The organism is Ruegeria sp. CH6 (genome assembly GCF_056537005.1).
Genome location: NZ_JBQFQS010000002.1, coordinates 552,002 through 577,516 on the forward strand (window position 1 = coordinate 552,002; position 25,515 = coordinate 577,516).

At 55.6% G+C, this 25,515-nt stretch carries 22 protein-coding genes and 3 tRNA genes; 9 read left to right on the forward strand and 16 right to left on the reverse strand.

Features of this window, described 5'->3' with window-relative positions; all coding sequences use genetic code 11:
• Positions 1-2: 2 nt before the first annotated feature.
• Both gltA and gltX read right to left on the reverse strand, forming a co-directional pair.
• A complete protein-coding gene (gene gltA, locus ACR0CW_RS07030; RefSeq protein WP_170331076.1) occupies positions 3-1,298 on the reverse strand; it encodes a citrate synthase in 1,296 nt (431 codons plus the stop codon).
• Between the two features lie 122 nt (positions 1,299-1,420).
• Positions 1,421-2,821 carry a glutamate--tRNA ligase gene (gltX, locus tag ACR0CW_RS07035; protein WP_480787464.1) on the reverse strand — a complete coding sequence of 467 codons (1,401 nt, stop codon included), beginning with the start codon at positions 2,819-2,821 and terminating at the stop codon, positions 1,421-1,423.
• A 79-nt stretch (positions 2,822-2,900) separates the two neighbouring features.
• Here gltX and ACR0CW_RS07040 point away from each other — a divergent pair, with 79 nt between their 5' ends.
• Positions 2,901-4,943: a ComEC/Rec2 family competence protein gene (locus ACR0CW_RS07040; RefSeq protein WP_480787273.1), complete on the forward strand. Its 2,043-nt coding sequence runs from the start codon at positions 2,901-2,903 to the stop codon at positions 4,941-4,943.
• Here ACR0CW_RS07040 and lexA read toward each other — a convergent pair.
• From lexA to ACR0CW_RS07070, 6 genes are all read right to left on the reverse strand, one after another.
• A complete protein-coding gene (lexA, locus tag ACR0CW_RS07045; protein ID WP_170330595.1) occupies positions 4,937-5,635 on the reverse strand; it encodes a transcriptional repressor LexA in 699 nt (232 codons plus the stop codon). The two genes, ACR0CW_RS07040 and lexA, sit on opposite strands and share 7 nt — an antisense overlap.
• Before the next feature lie 79 nt (positions 5,636-5,714).
• Entirely contained in the window at positions 5,715-6,887 is a 1,173-nt protein-coding gene (locus ACR0CW_RS07050) for a molybdopterin molybdotransferase MoeA (protein WP_480787274.1), read from the reverse strand.
• Positions 6,884-7,357, reverse strand: coding sequence for a cyclic pyranopterin monophosphate synthase MoaC (gene moaC, locus ACR0CW_RS07055; protein ID WP_480787275.1), 474 nt, complete (start codon positions 7,355-7,357; stop codon positions 6,884-6,886). Before moaC ends, ACR0CW_RS07050 begins: the two co-directional genes overlap by 4 nt.
• The gene (gene trpC / locus ACR0CW_RS07060; protein ID WP_480787276.1) at positions 7,357-8,169 is read right to left on the reverse strand and encodes an indole-3-glycerol phosphate synthase TrpC; all 813 of its coding nucleotides are present in this window, start codon (positions 8,167-8,169) and stop codon (positions 7,357-7,359) included. Before trpC ends, moaC begins: the two co-directional genes overlap by 1 nt.
• Entirely contained in the window at positions 8,166-9,185 is a 1,020-nt protein-coding gene (trpD, locus tag ACR0CW_RS07065) for an anthranilate phosphoribosyltransferase (protein WP_155147082.1), read from the reverse strand. The genes trpC and trpD overlap by 4 nt, the downstream gene beginning before the upstream one ends.
• The gene (locus ACR0CW_RS07070) at positions 9,182-9,763 is read right to left on the reverse strand and encodes an anthranilate synthase component II (protein WP_480787277.1); all 582 of its coding nucleotides are present in this window, start codon (positions 9,761-9,763) and stop codon (positions 9,182-9,184) included. Before ACR0CW_RS07070 ends, trpD begins: the two co-directional genes overlap by 4 nt.
• 198 nt (positions 9,764-9,961) lie before the next feature.
• On the opposite strand from ACR0CW_RS07070, the gene ACR0CW_RS07075 reads away from it, so the two are divergent.
• Positions 9,962-11,452 (forward strand): divergent polysaccharide deacetylase family protein, encoded by a 1,491-nt coding sequence (locus ACR0CW_RS07075; protein WP_480787278.1) that lies wholly within the window; start codon positions 9,962-9,964, stop codon positions 11,450-11,452.
• A gap of 58 nt (positions 11,453-11,510) precedes the next feature.
• Here ACR0CW_RS07075 and trpE read toward each other — a convergent pair whose 3' ends face one another.
• From trpE to fabI, 5 genes are all read right to left on the reverse strand, one after another.
• Positions 11,511-13,022: an anthranilate synthase component I gene (gene trpE / locus ACR0CW_RS07080; RefSeq protein WP_170330586.1), complete on the reverse strand. Its 1,512-nt coding sequence runs from the start codon at positions 13,020-13,022 to the stop codon at positions 11,511-11,513.
• 11 nt (positions 13,023-13,033) lie between these two features.
• Entirely contained in the window at positions 13,034-14,875 is a 1,842-nt protein-coding gene (locus tag ACR0CW_RS07085) for a peptidyl-prolyl cis-trans isomerase (RefSeq protein ID WP_480787279.1), read from the reverse strand.
• 81 nt (positions 14,876-14,956) lie between these two features.
• On the reverse strand, positions 14,957-16,132 hold the full coding sequence (locus ACR0CW_RS07090; protein ID WP_480787280.1) for an aminotransferase: 1,176 nt from the start codon (positions 16,130-16,132) through the stop codon (positions 14,957-14,959).
• Positions 16,133-16,204: 72 nt separating this feature from the next.
• Complete coding sequence (gene gpt / locus ACR0CW_RS07095; protein ID WP_155147071.1) at positions 16,205-16,714, reverse strand: xanthine phosphoribosyltransferase; 510 nt, start codon at positions 16,712-16,714, stop codon at positions 16,205-16,207.
• 6 nt (positions 16,715-16,720) lie between these two features.
• Positions 16,721-17,527, reverse strand: a complete 807-nt coding sequence (fabI, locus tag ACR0CW_RS07100) for an enoyl-ACP reductase FabI (RefSeq protein WP_480740555.1) — start codon at positions 17,525-17,527, stop codon at positions 16,721-16,723.
• 136 nt (positions 17,528-17,663) lie between these two features.
• Between fabI and pdxH the strand changes: the two genes are divergently transcribed.
• From pdxH to uvrA, 7 genes are all read left to right on the forward strand, one after another.
• Positions 17,664-18,269: a pyridoxamine 5'-phosphate oxidase gene (gene pdxH / locus ACR0CW_RS07105; RefSeq protein WP_155147069.1), complete on the forward strand. Its 606-nt coding sequence runs from the start codon at positions 17,664-17,666 to the stop codon at positions 18,267-18,269.
• 121 nt (positions 18,270-18,390) lie between these two features.
• Positions 18,391-18,918, forward strand: a complete 528-nt coding sequence (locus ACR0CW_RS07110) for a cold-shock protein (protein ID WP_170330578.1) — start codon at positions 18,391-18,393, stop codon at positions 18,916-18,918.
• 8 nt (positions 18,919-18,926) lie between these two features.
• Entirely contained in the window at positions 18,927-19,391 is a 465-nt protein-coding gene (locus ACR0CW_RS07115) for a DUF192 domain-containing protein (protein ID WP_480740559.1), read from the forward strand.
• Positions 19,392-19,434: 43 nt separating this feature from the next.
• A tRNA-Pro gene (locus ACR0CW_RS07120) sits at positions 19,435-19,511 on the forward strand.
• Between the two features lie 340 nt (positions 19,512-19,851).
• Positions 19,852-19,928: transfer RNA gene (locus tag ACR0CW_RS07125), tRNA-Asp, on the forward strand.
• A gap of 52 nt (positions 19,929-19,980) precedes the next feature.
• Positions 19,981-20,057: transfer RNA gene (locus tag ACR0CW_RS07130), tRNA-Asp, on the forward strand.
• Between the two features lie 176 nt (positions 20,058-20,233).
• Complete coding sequence (gene uvrA, locus ACR0CW_RS07135) at positions 20,234-23,092, forward strand: excinuclease ABC subunit UvrA (RefSeq protein ID WP_480787281.1); 2,859 nt, start codon at positions 20,234-20,236, stop codon at positions 23,090-23,092.
• Between the two features lie 4 nt (positions 23,093-23,096).
• On the opposite strand, the gene ACR0CW_RS07140 is transcribed toward uvrA, so the two are convergent.
• The 3 genes from ACR0CW_RS07140 to ACR0CW_RS07150 form a co-directional block, all read right to left on the reverse strand.
• On the reverse strand, positions 23,097-23,489 hold the full coding sequence (locus ACR0CW_RS07140) for a hypothetical protein (RefSeq protein ID WP_480787282.1): 393 nt from the start codon (positions 23,487-23,489) through the stop codon (positions 23,097-23,099).
• A 109-nt stretch (positions 23,490-23,598) separates the two neighbouring features.
• Positions 23,599-24,471: a 3-hydroxyisobutyrate dehydrogenase gene (mmsB, locus tag ACR0CW_RS07145; RefSeq protein ID WP_480787283.1), complete on the reverse strand. Its 873-nt coding sequence runs from the start codon at positions 24,469-24,471 to the stop codon at positions 23,599-23,601.
• 3 nt (positions 24,472-24,474) lie between these two features.
• Positions 24,475-25,515 carry an enoyl-CoA hydratase/isomerase family protein gene (locus tag ACR0CW_RS07150; RefSeq protein ID WP_480787284.1) on the reverse strand — a complete coding sequence of 347 codons (1,041 nt, stop codon included), beginning with the start codon at positions 25,513-25,515 and terminating at the stop codon, positions 24,475-24,477.

Genomic DNA, 25,515 nt, shown 5'->3' on the forward strand with positions numbered 1-25,515 from the left:
GATCAGCGATTTTCGATATCGACGTAATCGCGTGTGGTTTCGCCCAGATACAGCTGGCGCGGACGACCGATTTTGTTTTGTGGATCGGCGATCATTTCTTTCCACTGGCTGACCCAGCCAACGGTGCGCGACAGGGCGAAGATCGGCGTAAACATCGACGTTGGGAAGCCCATCGCCTCGAGAATGATGCCCGAATAGAAGTCTACGTTCGGGAATAGTTTTTTCTCAACGAAATACGGATCTTCCAGCGCCTGTTTCTCGAGCGCTTTCGCAACCTGTAGTTTGGGATTGTTTTCGATACCGAGCAGATCCAGAACCTCGTCGGCGGATTGCTTCATCACCTTCGCGCGCGGGTCAAAGTTCTTATAGACGCGGTGACCAAAGCCCATCAGACGGAACGGGTCGTTCTTGTCTTTGGCGCGCTCGATGTATTCAGGGATGTTGTCGACACTTCCGATCTGCTCGAGCATTTCCAGACATGCCTGGTTGGCGCCACCATGGGCAGGACCCCAGAGGCAAGCGATACCTGCAGCGATACACGCAAACGGGTTTGCACCCGAAGACGAAGCCAGGCGAACGGTCGAGGTCGAAGCGTTCTGCTCGTGGTCTGCATGCAGGGTAAAGATGCGGTCCATCGCGCGGCTCAGGATCGGGTTTACCTCATAATCCTCGGCAGGAACGGCAAAGCACATGCGCAGGAAGTTCGAGGCATAATCCAGGTCATTGCGCGGATAAACAAAGGGCTGACCGATGTGATACTTGTAAGCCCATGCCGCGATGGTAGGCATCTTTGCGATCAGGCGATGCGACGCGACCTCACGCTGATGCGGATCTGAAACGTCGGTCGAGTCGTGATAGAAGGCCGACATTGCGCCAACCACACCCACCATGATCGCCATGGGGTGCGCGTCACGACGGAAACCACGGTAGAAGTACTGCATCTGCTCATGCAGCATGGTGTGGCGCGTGATGGTAGTTTCGAATTCCTCGAGGTCTTTCGCTACAGGCAGCTCTCCGTACAGCAGCAGATAGCATACTTCGAGGAAGTGCGATTTCTCAGCCAGCTGATCGATCGGATATCCGCGGTGCAGAAGCTCACCTTTTTCGCCGTCGATGTAAGTGATCGTGCTGTCGCAGCTCGCGGTCGATGTGAAACCGGGGTCATAGGTGAATACGTCAGCCTGACCATAAAGCTTCCGGATGTCGATGACATCTGGCCCGGCTGTTGGTGAGTGAACCGGCAATTCGTAGGTTTTGCCATGGACAGTCAGGGTCGCTTTTTGTTGGCTCTCGGTCATGGTTGTCCCTTCCTCAATCTTACGCGTGTCGGTTCGCTGACCGACATAGCGGGCAACGGCTGCGCGCGGGCGCGCAGTCCGGGTGTTAGCGGAGCAGCGTTACCCGAATGTGAAGACCAGGTTTATGTCGCTGCATCAGAAAGTCGCGCCAGGCTTTCTTCACGTCCCAGCACGAGCATCATGTCAAATACCGAAGGTGTTACTGCCCGGCCTGCCAATGCCGCCCGAAGGGGGCCTGCTAACTTGCCGAACTTTAGCCCTTTCGCTTCTGCAAACGAATTCAGGGCTTCCTCCAGTTCGCTTCGCGTCCAGCTAACATTTTGCAACTGCGGCGTCAATTCCTTCAGTATACCATCGGATACAGAGTCGAGCGCCTTTTTAGCTTTTTCATCCGGATCAATCGGCCGAGATGTCAGCACAAAATGCGCTTTTTCAAGCAGTTCTGGAAAAGTTCGGGCGCGATCCTTGAGGCAATACATCGCACGCACCAGATCACCAGATTGTGTTTCAGTCAAAGCAGGAAGATCTGCTGCCGCCAGATAGCCAGCAATTTCTTTCTGCAATGCAGCATCGTTTGAGATGGCAATGTGTTGTCCACACAGGTTTTCCAGCTTTTTCAAATCGAAACGGGCAGGGCTCTTGCCGATTCCATCCAGATCAAACCACTCTTTGGCCTGTGCATCCGTAAAGAACTCGTCGTCTCCGTGGCTCCAGCCCAAACGCGCCAGATAATTGCGCATGCCAGCGGCCGGATATCCCATAGCCTGATATTCCTGCGCACCCAAAGCACCGTGGCGCTTGCTCAGTTTTTTACCATCAGGCCCATGAATCAGCGGAATGTGGGCCCAGACTGGGACATCCCAACCCATCGCCTCGTAGATCATCATCTGACGCGCGGCGTTGTTCAGGTGATCATCGCCACGAATGACGTGAGTAACACCCATATCATGATCGTCCACCACTACGGCCAGCATGTAGACGGGCGTGCCATCCGAACGCAGCAGAACCATATCATCCAGCTGATCGTTGCGGATCGTAACGTCGCCCTGGACCTGATCACGAATTACGGTCGAGCCTTCTTTTGGCGCTTTTATCCGAACGACAAATGGCAGGTCGGGGTGGCTGGCGGGGTCCGCATCACGCCATGGGCTTTGGAACAAGGTCGACTTACCTTCTTCCCGAGCCTGCTCCCGAAACGCAGAAATCTCGTCCTGAGTGGAGAAGCACTTGTAGGCTTTGCCTTCAGCCAGCAGTTGATGGGCAACTTCCGCATGACGGTCAGCGCCTTCGAATTGACTGATTACTTCGCCATCATGATCCAAACCCAGCCATTCCATACCCTGCAGGATCGCCGCTGTGGCTTCTGGGGTTGAACGTTCACGATCCGTGTCTTCGATACGCAACAGGAACTTACCGCCGCGGCCACGTGCATAAAGCCAATTAAACAGCGCGGTACGTGCGCCACCGATGTGCAGAAAGCCAGTGGGTGAAGGGGCAAAACGGGTGACGACCTGATCGGACATAGTGTTGATTAACCTTTTGGTAACCGTGTCGGGCATAGTGTTGGCGCCTGTCTAACGAGCCCGAAGGACGGGGGCAACCATGCGTGTTCTGGCACGGATTGAGGTCGCGTTGCTGAACCAGCGCGGATATCTGTTTCCCTGGTCTCCGGTCTGTCTGGCAATTGGCATAGGATTGTATTTCGGCCTCACATTCGAGCCGAACCAGCAGTTCTACTACGGCGTTGCTGCCTCAGGTTTGCTCGCGATCTGGGCTTGTCGCTGTTTGCCTGTTGCCTGGGCTCCGCTGGCAATTGGCGGGGGGCTTGTCGCTGCTGGTTTCTTACTGGCCGGTACGCGTGCCCATATGGTCGCAGAGCCGGTCTTGCAATGGCGCTACTACGGTCCTGTTGAGGGGAGGGTCGTTGCGCTGGACCGCTCTGCCTCGGATGCGCTGCGGATTACACTGGACGGTGTGCGGATCGGGGATGTACCCAAAGACCGTCGTCCGCAGCGCATCCGGTTGTCCTTGCATGGTGGTTCCACACCGCTGGAGCCGGGACAGAGAATTATGACGACGGCCTACCTGTCACCACCACAAGGGCCGGTGGAACCCGGTGGCTTTGATTTCCGTCGCCATGCATGGTTTCAGAAACTGGGTGCTGTTGGCTATACGCGTGTTCCGGTGCTGACCGTCGCACCTGCATCCGCGGGGCAGCGCGGCGTTCAGATTACAGCATGGCGCATGGCAATTTCTCAGCGTGTTCGATCCATATTACCTGGCGAGGTGGGTGGTTTCGCGGCTGCGGTTACGACTGGGGATCGAAGCGGCATGGGGCAGAACACTCTGGGCGCTCTTAGAATGTCGAATCTTGCGCACCTGCTGGCAATCTCTGGCCTACATATGGGGCTGCTGACGGGGTTTGTGTTTGTCGCATGTCGAATTGGGTTTTCTGCAGTTCCGGTCTTGGCGTTACGGCTGCCGGTTCGAAAACTCGCAGCAGTTTGTGCGTTAATTGCCGCAACAATCTACTTGGTTCTATCTGGTGGTAACGTCGCAACAGAACGCGCTTATGTCATGGTCTCTGTCATGTTTGGCGCGGTGCTGATTGATCGCAGGGCGATTTCTTTGCGAGCCGTAGCTGTGGCTGCGATCATCGTCCTGTTTTTGCGTCCAGAATCTTTGTTAAGTCCCGGTTTTCAAATGTCATTTGCAGCCACTACAGCTCTGGTTGCGATATTCGGAGGGCTTCGCGATTTTGGTCGAATTCCCGGGCCGAAATGGCTCCGACCAGTAGGAGGCGTGCTGCTATCTTCTGCCATAGCCGGACTAGCCACCGCTCCGGTCGGGGCGGCACATTTCAATACAATGGCTCACTATGGACTGTTGGCCAACATGCTCGCGGTACCGGTCATGGGCACGATCGTTGTTCCTGCAGCTGTAGTTGCGGCGCTTCTGGCTCCATTTGGGCTCGAAGTGGTGGCTCTGTGGGTGATGGGGTTGGGCCTCAGATGGATTATCGTAGTTGCGGACTGGATATCAGGTCTGAGTGGTGCCCAGGGATTTGTCGTCAGCCCGCCAAACTACGTCGTGCCGGTGATGGCACTGGGGGCGCTATGGCTGATTTTGTGGCGCGGAAGCGCCCGATGGATAGGTGCTGTGCCCATCATCGGAGCATTCCTGCTGTGGGGGCAGGGAAACCGGCCTGAAGTTTTGATCGCCGAGTCCGGAGGACTGGTGGGTGTAATGACAGAAACAGGACGCGCATTGAGCAAACAACGAGGGAGTGGGTTTGTTGCGACGGTTTGGTTGGAAAATGATGGTGACGGAGCGGATCAGTCAAAGGCCGCCAGTCGTTGGCCATCCGGCATCGACAAGGTGCAGAGATATTTGATGAACGACAAGGAGTTGGTTCACCTTACAGGTAAACGCGCAGCACAAGAGTTTAGCGAGTGCAGCAGTGATCAAATCGTTGTTTCGGCAGTACCCGTGTCACTGAACGGAGATTGCAAAATCTTCGACCCGGATTCGCTTTTGAAAACCGGAAGCCTTGCATTGTCACGGGGGGAAATACGCACAAGCGCTCAGGTAACCGGGCATCGGTTGTGGTCGCCCGTCCACAGGGACGGACACCAAACTCAATAGGTTCGGATCAGTCCAACCAAACGTCCCTGAACCTTGACCTTGTCTTCAGGCAGGACACGGGTTTCATAGGCGGGATTTGCCGCTTCCAGCGCGATGGCGTGACCACGGCGGAAGAACCTTTTCAGTGTGGCCTCCTGATCCTCGACCAAGGCCACAACGATGTCGCCATTGTCAGCGACGGTTGTTTCCCGGATGACAACGACATCGCCATCGTTAATACCAGCGTCGATCATCGAATCTCCGCGAACTTCGAGCGCATAGTGATCGCCCTGACCGGACACCATCGACCCCGGAACCGCTACGCGATGCGAAACGTGGCTGATGGCTTCGATGGGGACACCGGCTGCGATCCGACCCATTACAGGCAGTTCCATCGCATCGACAGTCACCGGTTCAAAATTGGCAGGGCGCGGCCCTGTAGGTCGATCACCTTCGATGACGCGAGGTTTGAAGCCGGCTGTCGGCTCACCACCCAGACTTTCGGGAAGCTTGACGATTTCAATCGCCCTGGCGCGGTGGGCGAGACGCCGGATAAAGCCGCGTTCTTCAAGCGCAGTAATCAAACGGTGAATCCCGGATTTTGATCTCAGGTCCAACGCAATCTTCATTTCATCAAAGCTGGGCGGAACACCGTCCGCCTGAACGCGTTTGTGGATGAATTCCAGCAAATCCAACTGTTTCTTGGTTAGCATTGCTCACACCTCGTCGCTCATGCGTTTTCTTTTGTTCTACGCATGTTCACGTTTTGTGTCAACGGATTTGCCGTTTGGATCAGATTGGAAGGTACAAAACCTCTTCACCCGCGTCTCGTTCGGGGTCGTTTGGTTCTCGTACCAACAGAGCGTTTGCTTGCGCTAAAACGCTGAGCAGAGAACTGTCCTGATCGGGGCAAGCTCGGATACCGTTTTCATCAACGATTGCCCGCATATAGTGCTCGCGTGGGCCGTTTTTACCGATAGGCTCGCCAAGTTTGGCCCGACGAAATGCTGGGAGACCATGTTCTAAACCCAACATCCGTCTGACTAACGGCACCAGAAATAGATATCCGCAAACCATTGCGCTAACCGGATTTCCGGGCAGGCCGACCATGGCTGCATCCCTGAAACGTCCCGCCATCAAGGGTTTTCCCGGGCGCATCCTGATTTTGTAGAAAGAGCGCTCCATCCCCAACGCCTGTGATACATCAGACACAAGGTCGTAATCCCCGACCGACGCACCACCAATCGTTACAACAAGATCGGCGCCAGCAGCCATTCCGAACGCGGTTTCAAGCGACGATGTTGTGTCTTTTGCGATGGGCAGAATGCGAACATGCGCACCCGCTTCTTCCAATAAGGCTTTGAGACCGAAGGTGTTCGAGGCGATGATCTGATCGGGCCCGGGTGCCTCGCCGGGCATTACCAGTTCATCACCCGTTGAGATCAGGGCAATCTGCGGTTTCTGCGCAACGGGAACTGTCGCGATGTTCATAGCCGCCAGCAGCGCAAGATCCTCTGGCCGCAGTCGGCGCGGGGCAGTGATGATCGTGCCTTTGGTAAAATCCACACCCGCAGGGCGAATGTTGGTTTTTGTACCTGGATCATCGGTTATGGTGATCAAATCACCGCGACGATCGACATCTTCCTGAATTACAATAAAATCCGCGCCTTCCGGAACCGGTGCACCAGTAAAGATGCGAACAGCCTGGCCGGGACCAACAGGTCTATCAAACCGTTTTCCTGCAACTGCCTCGCCGACGACTTTGAACATGGCATGCAGTTCAACTTCGGCGGCTTTTACAGCATATCCATCCATCGAAGACGCAGCGAATGGAGGCTGGTCTCGCGTTGCCAAAATATCCTGCGCCAAAATGCGACCAGAAGCTTCGGCAAGCGGAACCGTTTCGGCCGGTAATGCAGAAACAAGTTCAAAAAGAAGGGTGCGCGCTTCTTCTACTGTAATCATTCCGCTTCGTAACGTCCTGACTTTCCGCCATCTTTCAAGATCACTCGGATGGCGCCAATTTCCATCGCTTTGTCGACGGCCTTGGTCATGTCGTAAACGGTGAGCGCTGCGGTCGATACGGCGGTCAAGGCTTCCATTTCAACACCGGTTTGTCCCGAAGTTTTTACCGTCGCTTCGATAAGAACGCCGGGAAGATCGGGATCCAAAGTCAACTCGACGGCAACTTTGGTTACAGGCAGCGGATGACACAAAGGAATCAGGTCGGGCGTTTTCTTTGCACCCATGATCCCTGCGAGACGTGCAATTCCGAGAACATCGCCCTTTTTAGCACGGCCTTCTGAAATGATATCAAAGGTTTCTCGCGCCATTTTAATGTGACCGGCAGCCACTGCGACACGATCCGTTACCTGTTTGTTAGAGACATCGACCATGTGGGCCTGACCTTTGGCATCGAAATGCGTCAGCGGCATCACATTACTCCGGGGATCAGCGGGTTTGCGAGCAGTTCATGGGTGGCGGCAGCAACATCATCCTGACGCATCAGGCTTTCACCAATCAGAAAGCACCGGGCGCCATAGCGGGCAATATCGGCCAGATCAGCAGGAGTGCTGAGACCACTCTCACACACGATTGTACGATCGCCCGGAACCAGTTTAGACAGCCGGCGCGTCGTATCAAGAGTTGTCTCGAACGTCTTGAGGTTACGGTTGTTTATACCAATCAAAGGGCTTTTGAGCTCAGCTGCACGCGCAAGTTCGTCCTCATCATGGACTTCGATCAGAACATCCATGCCCCAATCAAACGCCGTTCGCTCCAGTTCTGCAGCCTGATTATCTTCAACCGACGCCATGATGATGAGGATACAGTCAGCGCCCAGGGCACGTGCCTCGACCACCTGATAAGGATCATACATGAAGTCTTTTCGCAACGCCGGCAGAGAGCAGGCGTCTCGAGCGGCAGTCAGATACTCTTTTGCCCCCTGAAAGCTGGGCGTATCCGTCAGGACAGACAAACAGGTGGCGCCGCCGTCTTCATAGGCTTTTGCCAGGGCTGGTGGATCAAAATCCGTGCGGATCAGACCCTTGGAAGGGCTGGCCTTTTTTACTTCGGCAATCAGGCCATAGCCTTGCCGCGTCGCACCTTGAAGGGCCTTTGCAAAACCGCGAACCTCAGATGCTTCGCGTGCGGCGGCTTCCATTTCTTCCAAAGGCTTACGGGCTTTGTCTGCCGCGACTTCCTCGAGTTTGTAGGCCTTGATTTTATCCAGAACAGTCTCGGTCATGCGGCTTCCTGTGTAATGCGGGCAAGTGCGGCGATCTTATCTTTAGCTTTACCGCTGTCGATACTTTCAGCAGCTTTTTCAACACCTTCACGAAGATCTTGTGCGGCATCAGCAACCACCAGAGCAGCGGCCGAGTTCAGCAATACCGCGTCCCGGTAGGCCGATGGTGCACCGTCGAGCAATGCCCGGAATGCCATTGCGTTCTCTTCAGGAGTTCCACCAACGATGTCTTCAAAGGGATGTACGGGCAGGCCTGCATCCTCCGGATGCAATTCGACCTCTCTCACACCACCATCTTCCAGTGCAGCAACCCAGCTAACGCCGGTAATTGTCAGTTCATCGGTTCCGTCCGAACCATGCACCAGCCATGCGTGCTCAGCTCCCAATAAGCCGAGTGTTTCGGCCATCGGTCTGATCAGATCCCTGCTGAATGCTCCGGTCAACTGGCGTCTGACACCTGCCGGGTTGGTCAGCGGCCCGAGAATGTTGAAAATCGTGCGTGTTCCCAACTCTTGCCGGGTTGGCATGACGTGGGCAATGGCGGGATGATGCATAGGAGCCATCATGAAACCGATGCCAGCCTGTCTGAGTGCAGTTTCAACGATTTCCGGGCCAACCATCACGTTAATGCCCAGTTGGCCAAGTGCGTCCGCAGCGCCTGACTTCGAGCTGAGATTGCGGTTGCCATGTTTGGCGACTGTCACTCCGGCACCGGCCACAACAAACGCCGTCGCGGTCGAGATATTCAATGTCCCTTTGCCGTCGCCGCCAGTTCCGACGATATCGATCGCTCCGGCAGGTGCTTCGACTTTATTGCATTTGTCGCGCATGACTGCTGCGGCGGCCGCGTATTCTTCGACCGTCTCGCCGCGTGTCCGCATCGCCATCAGCAGGCCGCCAATCTGACTGGGGGTTGCCTCACCTTCGAAGAGGATCGAAAAGGCCTGTTCTGCCTCGGCACGGGTCAGGGGCCGATCGGCAGCTGCTCCGATCAGCGGTTTCAGCGCGTCGCTCATGCGGGGACTTTCATTTCGTTTAGGAAGTTCTTGAGAAGGGCGTGGCCATGTTCGGATGCGATGGATTCCGGGTGGAACTGGACACCATGGATCGGCAGTTCCTTGTGTTGAAGGCCCATGATGGTGCCGTCTTCGAGCTCTGCTGTGATCTCAAGGCAATCTGGCAGCGTTTCACGTTCCACCACCAAAGAATGATAGCGGGTCGCTTCGAAAGGCGAGGGCAGGCCAGCGAACACACCTTTGCCAGTGTGATGCATCATACCCATTTTGCCATGCACGATCTCATGGCAACGAACGACATTGCCACCAAAGCTTTGACCGATGGTCTGATGCCCAAGGCAAACACCTAACAGCGGTGTTTTGGTCTCTGCCGCCGCATCGGTCAGGGCCAGACAGATGCCAGCCTGATCTGGGTCACAAGGGCCGGGGCTCAGCAGTATCCCTGCCGGGTTCATAGCCATGGCTTCCTGTACATCCAGCGCATCGTTGCGGCGCACGACCATTTCAGCGCCCAGCTCGCCCAGATAGTGAACCAGATTGTAGGTAAACGAGTCGTAGTTGTCGATCAGCAGCAGCATTTGGGCACTTATCTCAGCTTTGGCATTTCGGGCTGGCGATACAGCCCTCGGCCACGGTATAATGTCGGGACATACATGCTCAGGCTTGCGCGGCAGCGTCAAGGGTACATCCCTATCTTGATCTATCGTGTGGGTGAGCACCGCATCAGACGGTGCACAGGCTGTCGAGGCAGGCAGAAAGGCGAGAGGCGAAATAAGATGGGCGGATTTATCGGTGGAATGATCGCCGGGGCGGTCGTTGTTTTGATCTTGGGTGCGGTGCTGTCGTTGAATACACCGCTGACAAGCAAGCCTGTTTTGGTGACCTCGGCCCCGTCGGTCGATGCGATCGATGCTCCTGAGGTCGAAGCCGAGGTTGATGGTTCGGGCTCTGATTCTGATCTTGTTGAAGTCGCGCCCAGTGCGCTCGCGGCCATTGATACCCAGTCTGATGATCTGGTCGATCTGGACGGTATAGAACCCGAAGCTGATTCCCGGCCCGAAATCGGCGGTGCAACGCAGGGATTGGAAAATCCTGGCACCAACGAGGCGACTGAGGTGACCGTGAGCACGGAAGCGCCAACCGCGCCCCCAGCGCCAGCACCAGTTCCTGCTTCGCCTCAGGAAGATGTGGAGCCTGTCGTTGTGGATGCAATGCCGCCTCAGCCTTCGCAGCCTGAAGAAGAAGAAATAGCGTTGCTGGTACCCGAGGACAATGTAGCGCCTGAGAAGGACACGCCTGAGCAAACCGAGTTGCCCAGGGATGAGGTCGAACCTGAACCCGAAACCACTTCACTGCCGTCCGAAGAGGGTACTGATGAGGAAATTTCGCTCGAGGACAATCCAATTGCGGTAGAAGGTGACGAAGACACTCTGCCGCGAAAGCGTGCGCGCATTGCATCGTTGCCACAGATCGGCGGTGAAGAACCCGCAACTGCAGCGACATTGGTGGGCAAGCGGGTCCTACCGTTGACAGAGCGGGATGCTGAGCCGACAGAGACGGACGAAAACTCTGACGACCCTGCAGCGATGACCGGAAAGCCGATCGAGGACTACGCCGCAGATTTCGAAAACCCTGAATCCAAGCCGTTGATGTCGATTATTCTGATCGACGACGAAGGCGCGTTCGGGGCTGAAGCCCTTAAGGATTTCCCATATCCGCTTAGCTTCGCCGTAAGCCCGTCTGACCCTGATGCAGCTGGCAAGATGGCACGCCACCGCGAAGCGGGTTTCGAAGTGCTTGCGCTGGCGGATTTGCCAGAGGCGGCCAGTGCTCAGGATGCTGAGGTCTCGTTGTCAGTATGGCTGGAAATGCTTCCAGAGACCGTTGGAATTTTGGAAGGCGTTGAATCAGGTATTCAGGGAAACCGCAAATTGGCCGACCAGGTCGCCGAGATTGCCGGAGGAACCGGGCGCGGGATTATCACTCAGGATAATGGGTTGAATACCGTGCAAAAGCTGGCTGCTCGGAATGGTGTCCCGTCGAGTGTTGTTTTCCGTGACTTTGACGGTGCGCGCCAAGATCCGAAAGTGATGCGGCGTTTCCTGGATCAGGCGGCTTTCCGTGCAGGTCAGGACGGTGCGGTTGTGATGCTGGGTCGGCTGCGGCCTGAAACGATTTCAGCCCTTCTGCTATGGGGCCTCGAAGATCGGGGCAACCGCGTCGCGATGGCACCGATTTCTGCTGTTATGAAGTATGAAGTTCAATAGGGCTTAAGCAAATCCATCGAACAATGGGCGGCGGTCTTTCGACTTGCCGCCCGATTTCTTAGGAGTTTCCTGAGCCAGTAAACCTTGCCGCATCCGCAGCTGCGCGTCGGATGGCATTCGATTTATGGACAGTCTCCATATACTCGGCCTCCGGGTCGCTGTCGTAGACAACACCACCGCCCGCTTGAATGTAGAGCTTGCGATCTTTCACAATGGCAGTGCGCAGCGCGATACACATATCCATGTCGCCACCCGCGCTGAAGTACCCGACACCACCGCCATAGATGCCGCGCTTTTCAGGCTCAAGTTCGTCGATGATCTCCATCGCACGGACCTTGGGCGCGCCCGAGACCGTACCGGCAGGCATACCAGCAAAGAACGCATCCAGCGCGTCTTTGTCTTCGGCAAGTTCACCGACGACGTTCGAAACGATATGCATCACGTGGCTGTAGCGCTCGATGATGAACTCTTCGGTCGGGCGTACGGTGCCGATCTTGGAGACCCGCCCGGTATCATTGCGACCAAGATCGAGCAGCATCAGATGCTCGGCGAGTTCTTTCTTGTCGGCCAGAAGATCGACTTCATTTGCCTTGTCTTCTTCCGGGGTCGCACCGCGTGGCCGGGTGCCCGCGATGGGTCGGATTGTGACCTCGCTGCCAAAGACGCGCACCAGAATCTCGGGGCTTGCGCCCACGACCTGAAATCCGCCGAAGTTGAAATAGAACATGAACGGCGACGGGTTCGTACGTCGAAGCGAGCGATAGAGCGTGAAGGGGGGCAGGGGAAACTCCTGCGTCCAACGCTGCGCCGGGACGACCTGAAAAATATCGCCAGCCCGGATGTATTCCTTGGCCTTTTCGACAGCTTCCATGTATCCGGATTTGGTGAAGTTCGACACCGGCGGTGCAACTTCATGGGCTTCACCCAGATCACGGGTCTCGGCTGGCATGGCGCGTTCAAGATCGCGCACGGCGTCCATCACGCGTTCTGCGGCCTGTGCATAAGCCGCCTTGGCAGTCTGTCCGTCACTGACCCATGCGGGGGATACAACAGTGACTTCGCCCTTAACACCATCCAGGACTGCGATGACCGAAGGGCGCAGCATGATTGCATCGGGCAGGCCCATGGGATCCGGGTTCACATCAGGCAGATACTCAACCAGACGAACCATGTCGTAACCCAGATAGCCAAACAAACCCGCCGCCGCTTGCGGCAGATCGTCGGGCAGGGCGATCCGGCTTTCGGCTAACAGGGCGCGCAGGTTGTCCATCGGGTTGCCGTCTTGCGGCTCGAATGCTTCGCCGTCAAATCGGGCAGACCGGTTCAGCGAAGACGATTCCCCGTCGCACCGCCAGATCAGGTCCGGTTTCATCCCGATGATCGAGTACCGGCCGCGCACCTCACCACCAGTCACCGATTCCAGCATGAACGCGTCTTTCTGCGCGCCCGTCAGCTTGAGCATCAATGAGACCGGTGTATCGAGGTCCGCCGCCAGCCGGGTATAAACAACCTGATTTTCGCCCGCTTCATAGGCGCGTGCGAAAGTGTCGAACTCAGGGGTCAGGGCCATTCCGCTCTCTCTTAGAAGTTGGCCTGAACGGCATTCAGGGCAGGCTGATCCACGACAGGACGTGCGCGGGTCTGAGCGTCGCGCACATAGATGTCAAAGATGTTCTGGGCCAAGGCTTGGTTCAGCTGCGCAGCAAGCGCTTGCTGCATCTGACGTTGTTCATCCGTTTCCGCAGGAGGCAACTCTTCATCAAGACGAACGATCAGAGCCGAACCAATGCCCGGAATGACGCGCAGCTCTCCGAGTTCCATTTCGAAAACCTCTGTCATGAAATCCGCAGGTACATCTTCAAGGAAGGCGGTGCGGGTAAGAGCGTTTTCAACGCGGAATGGCAGACCAGTCGTGGTAAAATCACCGTCCGTCGCCAGTTGGGTCAGTACAGTGTTCGCCTGTTCTTGCAGGGCTTTAGCGGTCTCTTCCTGCAACCAGGCTGCAATCACCTGATCACGCGCACTGTCCAACGGCTCTGGGCGCGGTGGCAAAACTTCATTCAGGCGCAGGGCAAAGATCGAACCATCGTCAAGGAACGCCACCTCAGGAAAATCGCCTTCCTGCACGGCCTGAGCAACACTACGGAAGCCTTCATAGGCTGCAACGCCGTCTTCGCTCTGGGCTGTCCAGTCGATTTCGCCCAGTTCCATCTCGGTTTCGCTCACCAGCTCTTCGAGAGTCGCGCCGCCGGCCAACATGTCATTGATGTCTTCGGCCTGCGCTTCGATCAGACGTCGTGCGCGATCTGCAGCAAGCTCTTCGCGCAGCTCAGGTGCAGCCTCCTCGAACGGTACATTGTTTTCTGCCAGCGAGCCATTGATACGGAACAGGGCCGGGCCAAACTGAGATGGCAACGGACCTACAACATCGTCGAGTTCAGCCGCAAATACGGCATCTGCTGCTTCGCCAAGATCTTCGCGAGTTACATCGCCAAGATCCACGTCGCTCAGTTCAAGCTCACGCGCACGAACCAGTTGTTCGAAGCTGCTGCCACCAACTTCCAATTGCGCCAGGGCTTCGGTCGCCGCTTCTTCGCTGGGAAACACAAGTTGTTCTACCAAGCGGCGTTCTGGTTGTTGATATTGCTCGGCGCGTTGGTCGTATAAACGACGCAGCGAGTCTTCATCGATCTCAACCGTGTCCAACTGCATTTCCGGCGATAGGATCGCATAAGTCAGGCGCTTGGTGCGGGGTAGAGTGAAGAAATCGGTGTTTTCGTCGTAGTAAGTTTGGATCTGCTCGTCAGTCGGCGCTGCGACGGATGTTTCGAGCGCATCGCTTGCGAGCGTGGCAACCGTGAAGCTGCGGCGGGCCAGAACATAGTTCGCCAGAGTTTCGGTCAGTGTTGCGGGCATTTCGACGCCGCTCATTACTGCGCCTTGCACGATGGTACGCGCAGATTCTTTACGCAGATCCGCCTCGAACTGGGAATCCGTGATCCCGGCCTGTTCCAGCTGGAAACGATAGGCTTCGCGATCGAATGTGCCGTTCACGCCCTGGAATGCAGGAATCTGTACGATTTCATTTTGAAGATTTTCATCACCAATTGAGATGCCGAGCTCTTGGGTTTCATTGTCCAGCGCGGCCAGCGCAATCAGGCGTGACAGTGCCCTTTGATCAAGTCCCAATTGCTGCGCTTGAGACATTTGCAGCGGTTGGCCGGTCTGGGCCTCGACCGCTCGGATCTCACGCTGCAACTCAAGTACATATTCCTGAACTGAAACGTCCTCGTTGCCTACCTGCGCAACCGAACGTGCGGTTCCGCTGAGATTGACGGCACCAAATCCGGCGAGTCCCACCATCAAAAGACCCATGAGAATCCAGACAAAGGTTTTGGATAGGTTTTTCATGCCTGCGGCCATGGTGCCCTCTTGCTTCTTTCGGCAGGTATCTGCCCTGTCGGTTGCGGCCCTGAATACGATGCGCGTGCCCGGGGGGCAAGCTCAGAAGGTCAATGCCTGCAAGCGGTCGAACAATTGTTCGATGCCTCGACGATCGAGATTGGCAAACGCGATGCGAACCTGTCGCTTTCCGGCAGGATCATGGTCCGGTATGAACATCGTTCCGGGAAGGAGCAAAATGCCTGCCTCTGACACCAAACGACGAGCGACTTCATCTGACGGCATGTCAAACGGGTGTTCTAGATAGGCAAAATATGCGCCTAACCCCAACAAGCGCCAGCCCTTGGATTTGAGACGCGGCATGCCCTCAGAAATTGCTGCGCGACGATCAAGGATCTCTGCCCGTTCGCCTGCCAGCCATTGGGTCAGGTTCTGCATCCCCCAGCGTGCTGCAAACTGTCCGATTTGCCCGGGGCAAATTGCGACGGTATCCAGAAACTTCTCCATTTCAGCCAGCAACGAAACGCTGCTGGCCACAGCACCAACACGGTGGCCTGTCAGGCGATATGCTTTGGAGAAAGAATACAGATGAACCAGAGTGTCTTCCCAACCGGGCTGCTGGAACAGTGCGTGCGGAGGACCATTGCGACTGTCGAAGTCGCGATATGTCTCATCGACCAGTAAACGAATGCCTGCCTCGCGTGCCAGGTCATAGAAAGCCAACACAAGCTCAGCAGGATACTCGACGCCACCGGGATTGTTTGGAGTAACAAGCGCGATGGCACGCGTCTTATCTGTTATCAGCGAGCGGGCTTTGTCGGGGTCTGGTAACAGATCGTCACCCGTTGGAAGATCAACGGCACGCACACCCGCCATATCCAGCCACATTTTATGGTTAAAATACCATGGGGTTGGCAGGATAACCTCATCTTCCTGATCCGTTATCGCCGAGATTACGGCAGAGAAGGCCTGATTGCAGCCAGAAGTGATCGCAACGTGATCAGCTGTGATTGCAGCAGCATAATGCTCACTAATTTCACGTGCCAATTCTGAGCGAAGGTCATCGTTGCCAAGAACAGGCCCATACAGGTGGGCGCTGTCTTCGTTAATCGCGAACTCTGCCATGGCCTGACGCAATGCCAATGGTGGCGGGTCAACAGGTGCCGCCTGACTGACATTGATCAATGGCCGATCAGCAGTGAACTCAACCCCTTCCAGCCACCGGCGCGCCTCCATCACCGGAGGAGCGAAAGTGGAGGCGGTACGTGTCAGTGTCATCGGCTATCCGATTCTGATTGCGAGGAACTCCCCGCGGTCTGATTGAGGCAAAGGATGGTGTTTGTTCACCAGTTAGTCTGTACCGCGATAGGGCTCGACATATTGCAGCGCCATATCCCACGGGAAGAAAATCCAGGTATCCTGGCTCACTTCGGTGATGAAGGTATCTACCATCGGGCGCCCTTTGGGCTTGGCATAAACCGTAGCGAAATGAGCGTTGGGATACATATCCCGCACCAGTTCCAGGGTTTTACCGCTGTCGACAAGATCATCGATGATCAGAACGCCTGTGCCATCGCCCATCAGATCAGCATCGGGGGCTTTGAGAACTTCGGCCTCGCCCTGTTCCTGATGATGATAAGAGCGAACGCTGATGGTATCGACGGTTCGGATATCCAGTTCTCGGCTTACGATCATGGCGGGAGCCATCCCGCCACGCGTGATCGCCACGACGGCTCGCCATGCGCCGTCATCCGGACCCTGTCCATCCAGACGCCAGGCCAAAGCGCGGGAATCACGATGTATCTGATCCCAGCTGATGTGAAAGCCTTTTTCGTGGGGCAGGCGGTCCTTGGCGCTCATGATCTGTTATCCTTTTTCAACGTCCGGCGCATCGACGGCTTTCATACCGACGATATGGTAACCCGAATCCACGTGCAGGTTTTCACCGGTTACACCGCTGCTCAGGTCAGACAACAGGTAGAGTGCTGAATTGCCGACATCATCGATGGTTACATTGCGGCGCAGCGGCGAGTTGTATTCGTTCCACTTCATGATGTAGCGGAAATCACCAATACCGCTGGCAGCCAGCGTTTTGATCGGGCCAGCCGAGATAGCGTTGACGCGGATGCCATCTTTGCCGAGGTCTTCGGCCAGATACTTTACCGATGCCTCAAGTGCGGCCTTGGCAACACCCATAACATTGTAGTGTGGCATGACTTGCTCGGCACCGTAGTAGGTTAGGGTGATCGCGCTGCCACCTTCGGTCATCAACTTCTCGGCGCGCTGCATGACAGCCGTGAACGAATAAACCGACACATCCATCGTCAGGTTGAAGTTCGCGCGCGATGTGTCCACGTAGCGGCCACGAAGTTCATTCTTGTCGGAAAATCCGATGGCATGCACGATGAAGTCCAGCTTGCCCCACTTTTCAGACAGCGATGTAAACAGACCATCGATCGACGCTTCGTCACTTACGTCGCAGGGGAGTACGATTTCGCTGCCCAATTGTGCCGCCAAAGGGTCAACACGCTTCTTCAGAGCATCCCCTTGATAAGAGAAGGCCAGTTCGGCCCCGGCATCGGACAAGGCGCGGGCGATTCCCCATGCGATTGATTTGTCATTGGCCAGTCCCATGATGAGGCCGCGTTTGCCGGCCATCAACTGATTTGACATGTTCGGTTCTCCGCCTGTCTTCGCGATATGTTGAGTTGGTTTATGCCATTGATTGCGCTGCTTCAAGGCCGTGCACTCTTGCGCCGGAGCGGGTTCTCGCCGTAGGGTCGTTAACAATTCGTTCCAGGGGATGGAAATGAGTGAGCGTACTGGCATTTTCGCTGGCGCCGATCCGTTTGAAATAGCGGGGCGGTGGTTAGCCGAGGCCGAAGAGACAGAACCGAACGATCCGAATGCGATTGCGCTTGCAACCGTTGATTCTGATGGCTTGCCGAATGCCCGGATGGTCCTTTTGAAAGAGATCGAAAAGGACGCATTCGTATTCTATACGAATTACGAAAGTGCAAAGGCCCGAGAACTGGACAGTGCAGGAAAGGCCGCGTTTGTCATGCACTGGAAATCGTTACGGCGACAAATCCGTGTTCGTGGTATCATTGCTAAAGAAGAAGGGCCGCAAGCCGATGAATATTATGCGTCCCGATCGCTGAAAAGCCGTCTGGGTGCATGGGCGTCGCAGCAGTCGCAGCCATTGTCGAGCAGGGCCGCTTTGATGGCTGAGGTTGCTAAGGTCACGGCAAAGCTGGGGTCGAATCCTCCGCGTCCACCGTTCTGGGGCGGATACCGCTTGACCCCCGTGGAAATCGAGTTCTGGGCTGATGGTGCATTCCGGTTGCATGACCGGTTCCGTTGGTATCGTGAAATGCCCGGTCACGAATGGCGTGTGCAGAGGCTGAATCCATGACACTCACGTATCGTGAAATGCAACACCCGGAAATTTCAGGGCTTTTTCAGCTTGAATTTGCGGCTCAATATCATACACATCCGACCCTTAACGACTTGAGCTTTTTCGTGATGGGAAAACCGTGCCAGAAGATCTGAATAGCATGTACCGCGTCCGTGGACACGTTAAATGGTTCGATCCCGCAAAGGGATACGGATTTGTTGTGTCCGACGAAGGTGGGCCGGATATTCTGTTGCACGTGAATGTCTTGCGCAATTTCGGTCAGAGCTCCGTCGCTGACGGTGCGGGTATCGAAATCATGACACACCGCACCGATCGCGGCGTGCAGGCGGTCGAGGTTGTCAGTATTGATCCGCCGGAACGCACCGACTCGATGCTGTTGGCTGATTTTGCCGAGTTGGACCCGGCAGAGATATCCGACGCGCCGTTGGAGGCTGCTCGGGTAAAATGGTTCGACAAAGGCAAAGGCTTTGGTTTCGCGAACGTCTTTGGTCGTAGTGAAGACGTGTTTCTGCATATTGAAGTTCTACGCCGCTCGGGTCTGGCCGATCTGCAACCGGGTGAGGCATTAGCGATGCGCGTCATAAACGGCAAGCGAGGCCGGATGGCAGCTCAGGTACTGGCCTGGGAAGCAGCGTTGGACGACTGAGGCAGCCCATGAAGTTGTTTCCGGTACTTGCAGTTGTAACAATGCTCTGGTCCGGGAATGCACTTGCTGCCTGCCGAGCCGATAGTGTCGACCTCAAAAACGATCAGGCCCAGATTCGATTCGATGTGGAATTAGCCGTGACGCCTCAAGAGAGGTCGCGCGGCTTGATGTTCCGGGAATCGCTTCCGCGCCGTTCGGGTATGTTGTTCGTCTTTGATCCTCCTCAGCGTGTGGCGTTCTGGATGAAGAACACTCTGATTCCGTTGGACATGATTTTTCTCGATAAAACCGGGACGGTGACTCGCGTTCACGAAGGTGCGATTCCCGGAAATCTGACACCTGTTGAAGGCGGTGATTCCGTGTTTGCGGTGCTGGAAATCAATGCAGGCTTGGCCTCGCGCTATTCAATCAAACCCGGAACTGTCATGCGGCATGAAATTTTTTCACAAGGACCCGCAAAATGGCCTTGTTAGGGGTTTTCAAATCAGATCGGCATCGTTAGGAAGGCGCACGGTCCGGGGCGTGGCGCAGTCTGGTAGCGCACCTGTTTTGGGTACAGGGGGTCGTAGGTTCGAATCCTGCCGCCCCGACCACTTCTTTCAAAAAATTGAAAGCGCAATTGGGTCTGACAATAGTCAGACCCTGCGTTTTTTCGGCCAGACCAAAAGACGTGTGTGCGCCTGGTGTGGCATCTTCCACCTTTGAATTATTGATGCTTTTGATGACGGGCTTAGGCCCGAGATTACAATCATAGAACCAGATGTTTTGCGCCGAGGAGAACCTTGCACGCCCGGATCTCAGGAAGGGGCGCAGCTATATCTTCGAACTCACAAACAAATTTTCGGGTTAATTGAAAAAACTTGAAAACGCCGCTTGACGATGTCGGGGCGTAGCCATAATACACCCCAACGTTCAGCAACGAACGGGCAGCGGGCGGTTGTAGCTCAGTTGGTTAGAGTACCGGCCTGTCACGCCGGGGGTCGCGGGTTCGAGCCCCGTCAACCGCGCCATCGCTGCCAGCCTTTGATCCGGGTTAATGGATCAGACATAGACCCTAAATGCGCGGTTGTAGCTCAGTTGGTTAGAGTACCGGCCTGTCACGCCGGGGGTCGCGGGTTCGAGCCCCGTCAACCGCGCCATTTTCCTTTCAATGCCGATGATAAATAAACCCCTACCGGGGGCACGGATTGGATTGTGGTCTCAGTGTCAGGAGATGTCGGCAATAAACCGTTAGTTCACACTTTGTTCTAACTTTTTTGTTGGAGACTCGGCGCCGCTCGCCTATTTCTAGGACACTTGTTTGTTGGGGGCCTGAATGGCTGAGCTGAAAAATATCGAGGTGCGCGGTGCGCGCGAGCATAACCTCAAGGGAATCGATGTCGACATTCCGCGCGACCAGCTGGTTGTGATTACCGGTTTGTCGGGCTCTGGTAAGTCATCGCTGGCGTTTGACACCATCTATGCCGAAGGCCAGCGCCGCTATGTCGAGAGCCTGTCAGCCTACGCCCGTCAGTTCCTTGACATGATGGAAAAGCCGGACGTGGACCACATTAGTGGTCTTTCCCCGGCGATTTCGATCGAGCAGAAAACAACATCCAAGAACCCTCGTTCTACGGTCGGTACTGTCACCGAGATATACGACTATATGCGGCTGCTGTTTGCGCGCGCCGGAACGCCCTATAGCCCCGCCACCGGTCTGCCCATTGAGGCGCAGCAGGTGCAGGACATGGTCGATCGCATCATGACGATGGAGGAGGGGACACGTGGCTATCTTCTGGCTCCGATTGTGCGGGATCGGAAGGGGGAATACAAAAAAGAGTTCCTTGAGCTTCGGAAGCAGGGTTTTCAGCGGGTCAAAGTGGATGGTGAGTTCTATGAACTGGATGAGCCGCCTGTGCTGGACAAGAAGTTCCGGCACGACATCGATGTTGTCGTCGACCGCCTTGTTGTCCGTGAAGGCATGGAGACCCGCCTGGCCGACAGCCTGAGAACAGCGCTGGATCTGGCAGATGGAATCGCGATTCTCGAGACTGCTCCGCGTGAAGGTGATCCCGAGCGTATCACGTTCAGCGAGAATTTTGCTTGCCCGGTCAGTGGCTTCACCATTCCGGAAATCGAACCGCGGTTGTTTTCGTTTAACGCACCTTTCGGGGCGTGTCCGGACTGCGATGGGCTAGGTGTCGAGTTGTTCTTTGACGAACGCCTTGTGGTACCCGACCAAACGCTCAAACTGTATGACGGGGCACTCGCGCCATGGCGCAAAGGGAAGTCGCCGTATTTCTTGCAGACAATCGAGGCGATTGCCCGCCATTACGACTTTGACAAGAACACACCCTGGAAGGATCTGCCTTCTAAGGTTCAGCAGGTGTTTCTTCGCGGTTCCGGGGATGAGGAAATTCAGTTCCGGTATGACGAAGGGGGACGCGTTTATCAGGTCACGCGCAGCTTTGAGGGTGTGATTCCCAATATGGAGCGCCGCTATCGCGAAACAGACAGCGCATGGATTCGAGAAGAATTCGAACGGTACCAAAACAACCGACCCTGCGGGACGTGTGAAGGTTATCGCCTGCGTCCCGAAGCGCTTGCGGTCAAGATTGCAGGGCAGCACGTGGGTCAGGTCGTTGAGATGTCGATCCGTGAGGCGCTCGCGTGGATTGAGGATGCCCCAAACCATCTGAGCGCGCAAAAGAATGAAATTGCGCGAGCTATTCTGAAGGAAATCCGTGAGCGTCTCGGGTTCTTAAATAACGTTGGTTTGGAATACCTTACGCTCTCACGTTCAAGTGGAACCTTGTCTGGTGGGGAGAGCCAGAGGATTCGTTTGGCAAGCCAGATCGGTTCGGGCCTGACCGGTGTCCTGTATGTTTTGGACGAACCTTCGATTGGTTTGCACCAGCGGGACAATGACCGTCTCCTTGGCACACTCAAGAACCTGCGCGATCAGGGAAACACTGTCATCGTCGTCGAACATGACGAAGAGGCGATCCGAGAAGCTGATTACGTGTTCGATATTGGACCCGGTGCGGGTGTTCACGGCGGTCAGGTCGTCAGTCATGGTACGCCGGATCAAATTGCCGGTGATGCGGCTTCGATCACGGGCCAGTACCTCTCCGGTGTTCGAGAGATTGCTGTCCCGTCTGAAAGACGCAAAGGCAACAAGAAGAAAGTTACCGTTGTCAAAGCAACGGGTAACAATCTGAAGAATGTGACCGCAGAATTCCCGCTCGGTAAGTTTGTTTGTGTCACCGGCGTGTCCGGTGGGGGTAAATCGACGCTGACCATTGAAACGCTTTTCAAGACTGCCTCGATGCGGCTGAACGGCGCGCGGCAGACGCCTGCGCCCTGTGAAACTATCAAAGGGTTGGAGCATCTGGATAAGGTCATCGATATTGACCAGCGACCCATCGGGCGGACTCCGCGTTCAAATCCAGCGACTTACACCGGTGCCTTCACCCCGATTCGCGACTGGTTCGCTGGATTGCCAGAGGCGAAAGCGCGTGGTTACAAACCCGGACGGTTCAGCTTTAACGTCAAAGGTGGACGCTGTGAGGCCTGTCAGGGCGATGGGGTCATCAAAATCGAGATGCACTTCCTCCCCGATGTCTACGTGACCTGCGAAACCTGTAAGGGCGCGCGCTATAACCGCGAGACTCTTGAAATCAAGTTCAAGGGTAAGTCCATCGCTGACGTCCTTGATATGACAGTCGAGGATGCGCAGGAATTCTTCAAAGCGGTGCCTTCGATCCGCGACAAGATGGATGCTTTGGCGCGTGTAGGCCTCGGCTATATCAAGGTGGGTCAGCAGGCCACCACGTTGTCAGGGGGCGAGGCGCAGCGGGTTAAGCTGTCAAAGGAACTGAGCAAACGATCGACCGGTCGCACGCTCTATATCCTTGATGAGCCAACAACTGGTCTTCATTTCGAGGATGTTCGCAAGTTGTTGGAAGTACTGCATGAACTGGTCGATCAGGGCAACACGGTAGTCGTGATTGAGCACAATCTGGACGTGATCAAAACCGCCGACTGGATTATCGATATCGGTCCGGAAGGGGGCGATGGAGGTGGCGAGATCGTTGCAGCTGGAACACCTGAAGATGTGGCCGGAAATGAACGCAGCCACACCGGACGGTATCTGCTTCCTATGCTGAACCCTGAGCGCGTGGCAGCCGAGTAACGCGCTAATTCAGGATGTCTGCGACGGCCCCGATCAGGTTTAGAACCTTATGCGTATCGGGGTCGATGCCGTAGACATAATCACCGGCGCGGACGTAGTAACCGTTTCTCTTAAGCCCATAGCGGTATGGATCATTAATCCAGATGTAGTCGCGTTCGATCCTGTCACCGATCTGGTAACGATTCTTAACCTGACCAGGAGGTACGCAGGGAACGGCTTTTTTTGCTAGTCCTGGAGGGCAGTGACCTACATTCCCCTGAACCACAATTCCTTGCTGTGGCGAAACCTTTTGAACTTGAATAGAATTCTTGCCCTTACCTTTGCCGTTTCCGGCGATCACGACGGCGGGAGAGAGGGCAATGGCGGCGACTATGGCAAGACAGGGAAATTTGTTCATCGAAGCACTCCAATGACCATCAACAGTGGCGTCTGTCAGAGCATACCCGGAAAAATAAGTGCGCGCAGTCACGTCCGCGATAACTGCGCGATTTGCTGCCGGTGACTAATCAGCTGCGGCCACGCTTTTCAAATCGCGGTAGCATTGCGCTGAAGTCGCGACCTAGTCCGTCTTCGTTCTCGACAAATTGTTCATATAGAGCGGTGGCAACCTGTCCCATCGGCGTGTCTGCATCGGCACTGTCTGCGGCCTGCTGGCTAAGACGCAGGTCTTTCAGCATCAGCTCGGCAGCGAATCCGGGTTGGTATTCGTTGTCCGCAGGGCTTTGGGGGCCAACACCGGGTGCGGGGCAGTAGGCATTCATGGTCCAGCTGTAGCCCGAAGAGGTGCTGACAACATCGAACATCTTTTGCCGGTCCAGTCCCAGCTTGTCGGCCAATGCAAAGGCCTCGCAGGTGGCGATCATTGTGACGCCCAGGATCATGTTGTTGCAGATTTTCGCTGCCTGACCTGCACCAGCTTCACCACAATGCACCGCCTTTTGACCCATGATATCGAACAATGGGTCGGCTTTAGTAAAGGCTTCGTCAGAACCACCTGCCATGAATGTCAGGGTGCCGGCCGCAGCGCCGCCGATACCGCCTGATACCGGTGCATCCACCGACAACAGACCTGCCGCCTGGGCCTGTTCAGCAACGGCACGGGCGCTGTCGACGTCAACAGTTGAACAATCAATCAGCACGGCGTTTGGCTGCATCTGAGGAATGATCTGATCGGCGACTGCACGAAGAATCGTGCCATTTGGCAACATCGTAATCACAGCATCTGCAGCTTCGGCAGCAGCGGCCGCTGTTTCGACCTGCTTGACGCCCTCAACAGAAACGCCTGCGGTGTCAAAGCCATGAACCTGATGGCCTGCTTTGGCCAGTTTCGCGGCCATGGGTGCACCCATGTTGCCCAGTCCAATGAAACCGATCTTCATCTCTTATTCCTCCTCGAAACTCAACGTGTCCGCGCCCAACGGTTGCAACATTTTTGATACGGAAACGGCAGGCACATTCATGTCAGGGAACTGCCATTTTGGATTGCGATCCTTGTCGATGATCTGGGCGCGAATGCCTTCCAGAAAATCACCGTGCTCCATCGCGCGATGGGTAAAACGATACTCTAACTCCAACGCCTTTCGCATAGTCAGGGCAGGGCCTCGCAGTCTGTGCAGCATCTCGATCGCACATGCCATCGAAAGCGGCGAAGTCCGTGTCAGCGTCTTAAGTGTTGTCTCTGCAAACTCTGTCTTTCCATTGCGCAGGTTTGTCAGAATATCGCCCAGAGTTTCACCATCGAAGAACTGATCAATTTCCTTCTGTGCCTGTTCCAACTCGCTGTTGGTCGGAATCTCGGCGTGATCAGACAAGAGTTCGGCATTTCCCGACGCCTCGAGCATCTCGATCAAGTCAGGCCATTGTGATTGCGGAATGTAGAGATCAGCAAACCCGGCGTAGATCGCATCGGCTGGCCCCATGCGCGCGCCGGTCGTGCCCAGATACTCACCCAAACGTCCAGGCGCTAATGCCAGCATGAGTGAACCACCGACATCCGGGACCAGACCGATCGAGCATTCCGGCATGGCGATTTTCGAGGATTCTCCGACAACTCGGTGGCTGCCGTGGCAACCGATGCCAACACCGCCACCCATTGTGAAGCCCTGCAGAAAGCTGATGACTGGTTTGGGGTATTCAAAGATCATCGCATTCAGGCGGTACTCATCTTTCCAGAAAGTCTGACCGTAAGCAAAATCGCCTTTTGTACCCGTTTCATAGAGTTCTGCGATGTCCCCCCCGGCGCAGAAGGCCTTTTCACCCTCAGCATCAAGAATGACCAGATCAACGGCGTCATCTTCACGCCAGTTGCGCAGCGCAACGTCGATTGCCATGCACATATCATAGCTAAGCGCGTTCAGGGCCTGTGGCCGTGTCAGGGTAATCCGTCCTGCACGGCCAGTTATACGAATGTCGATCTCGGACAT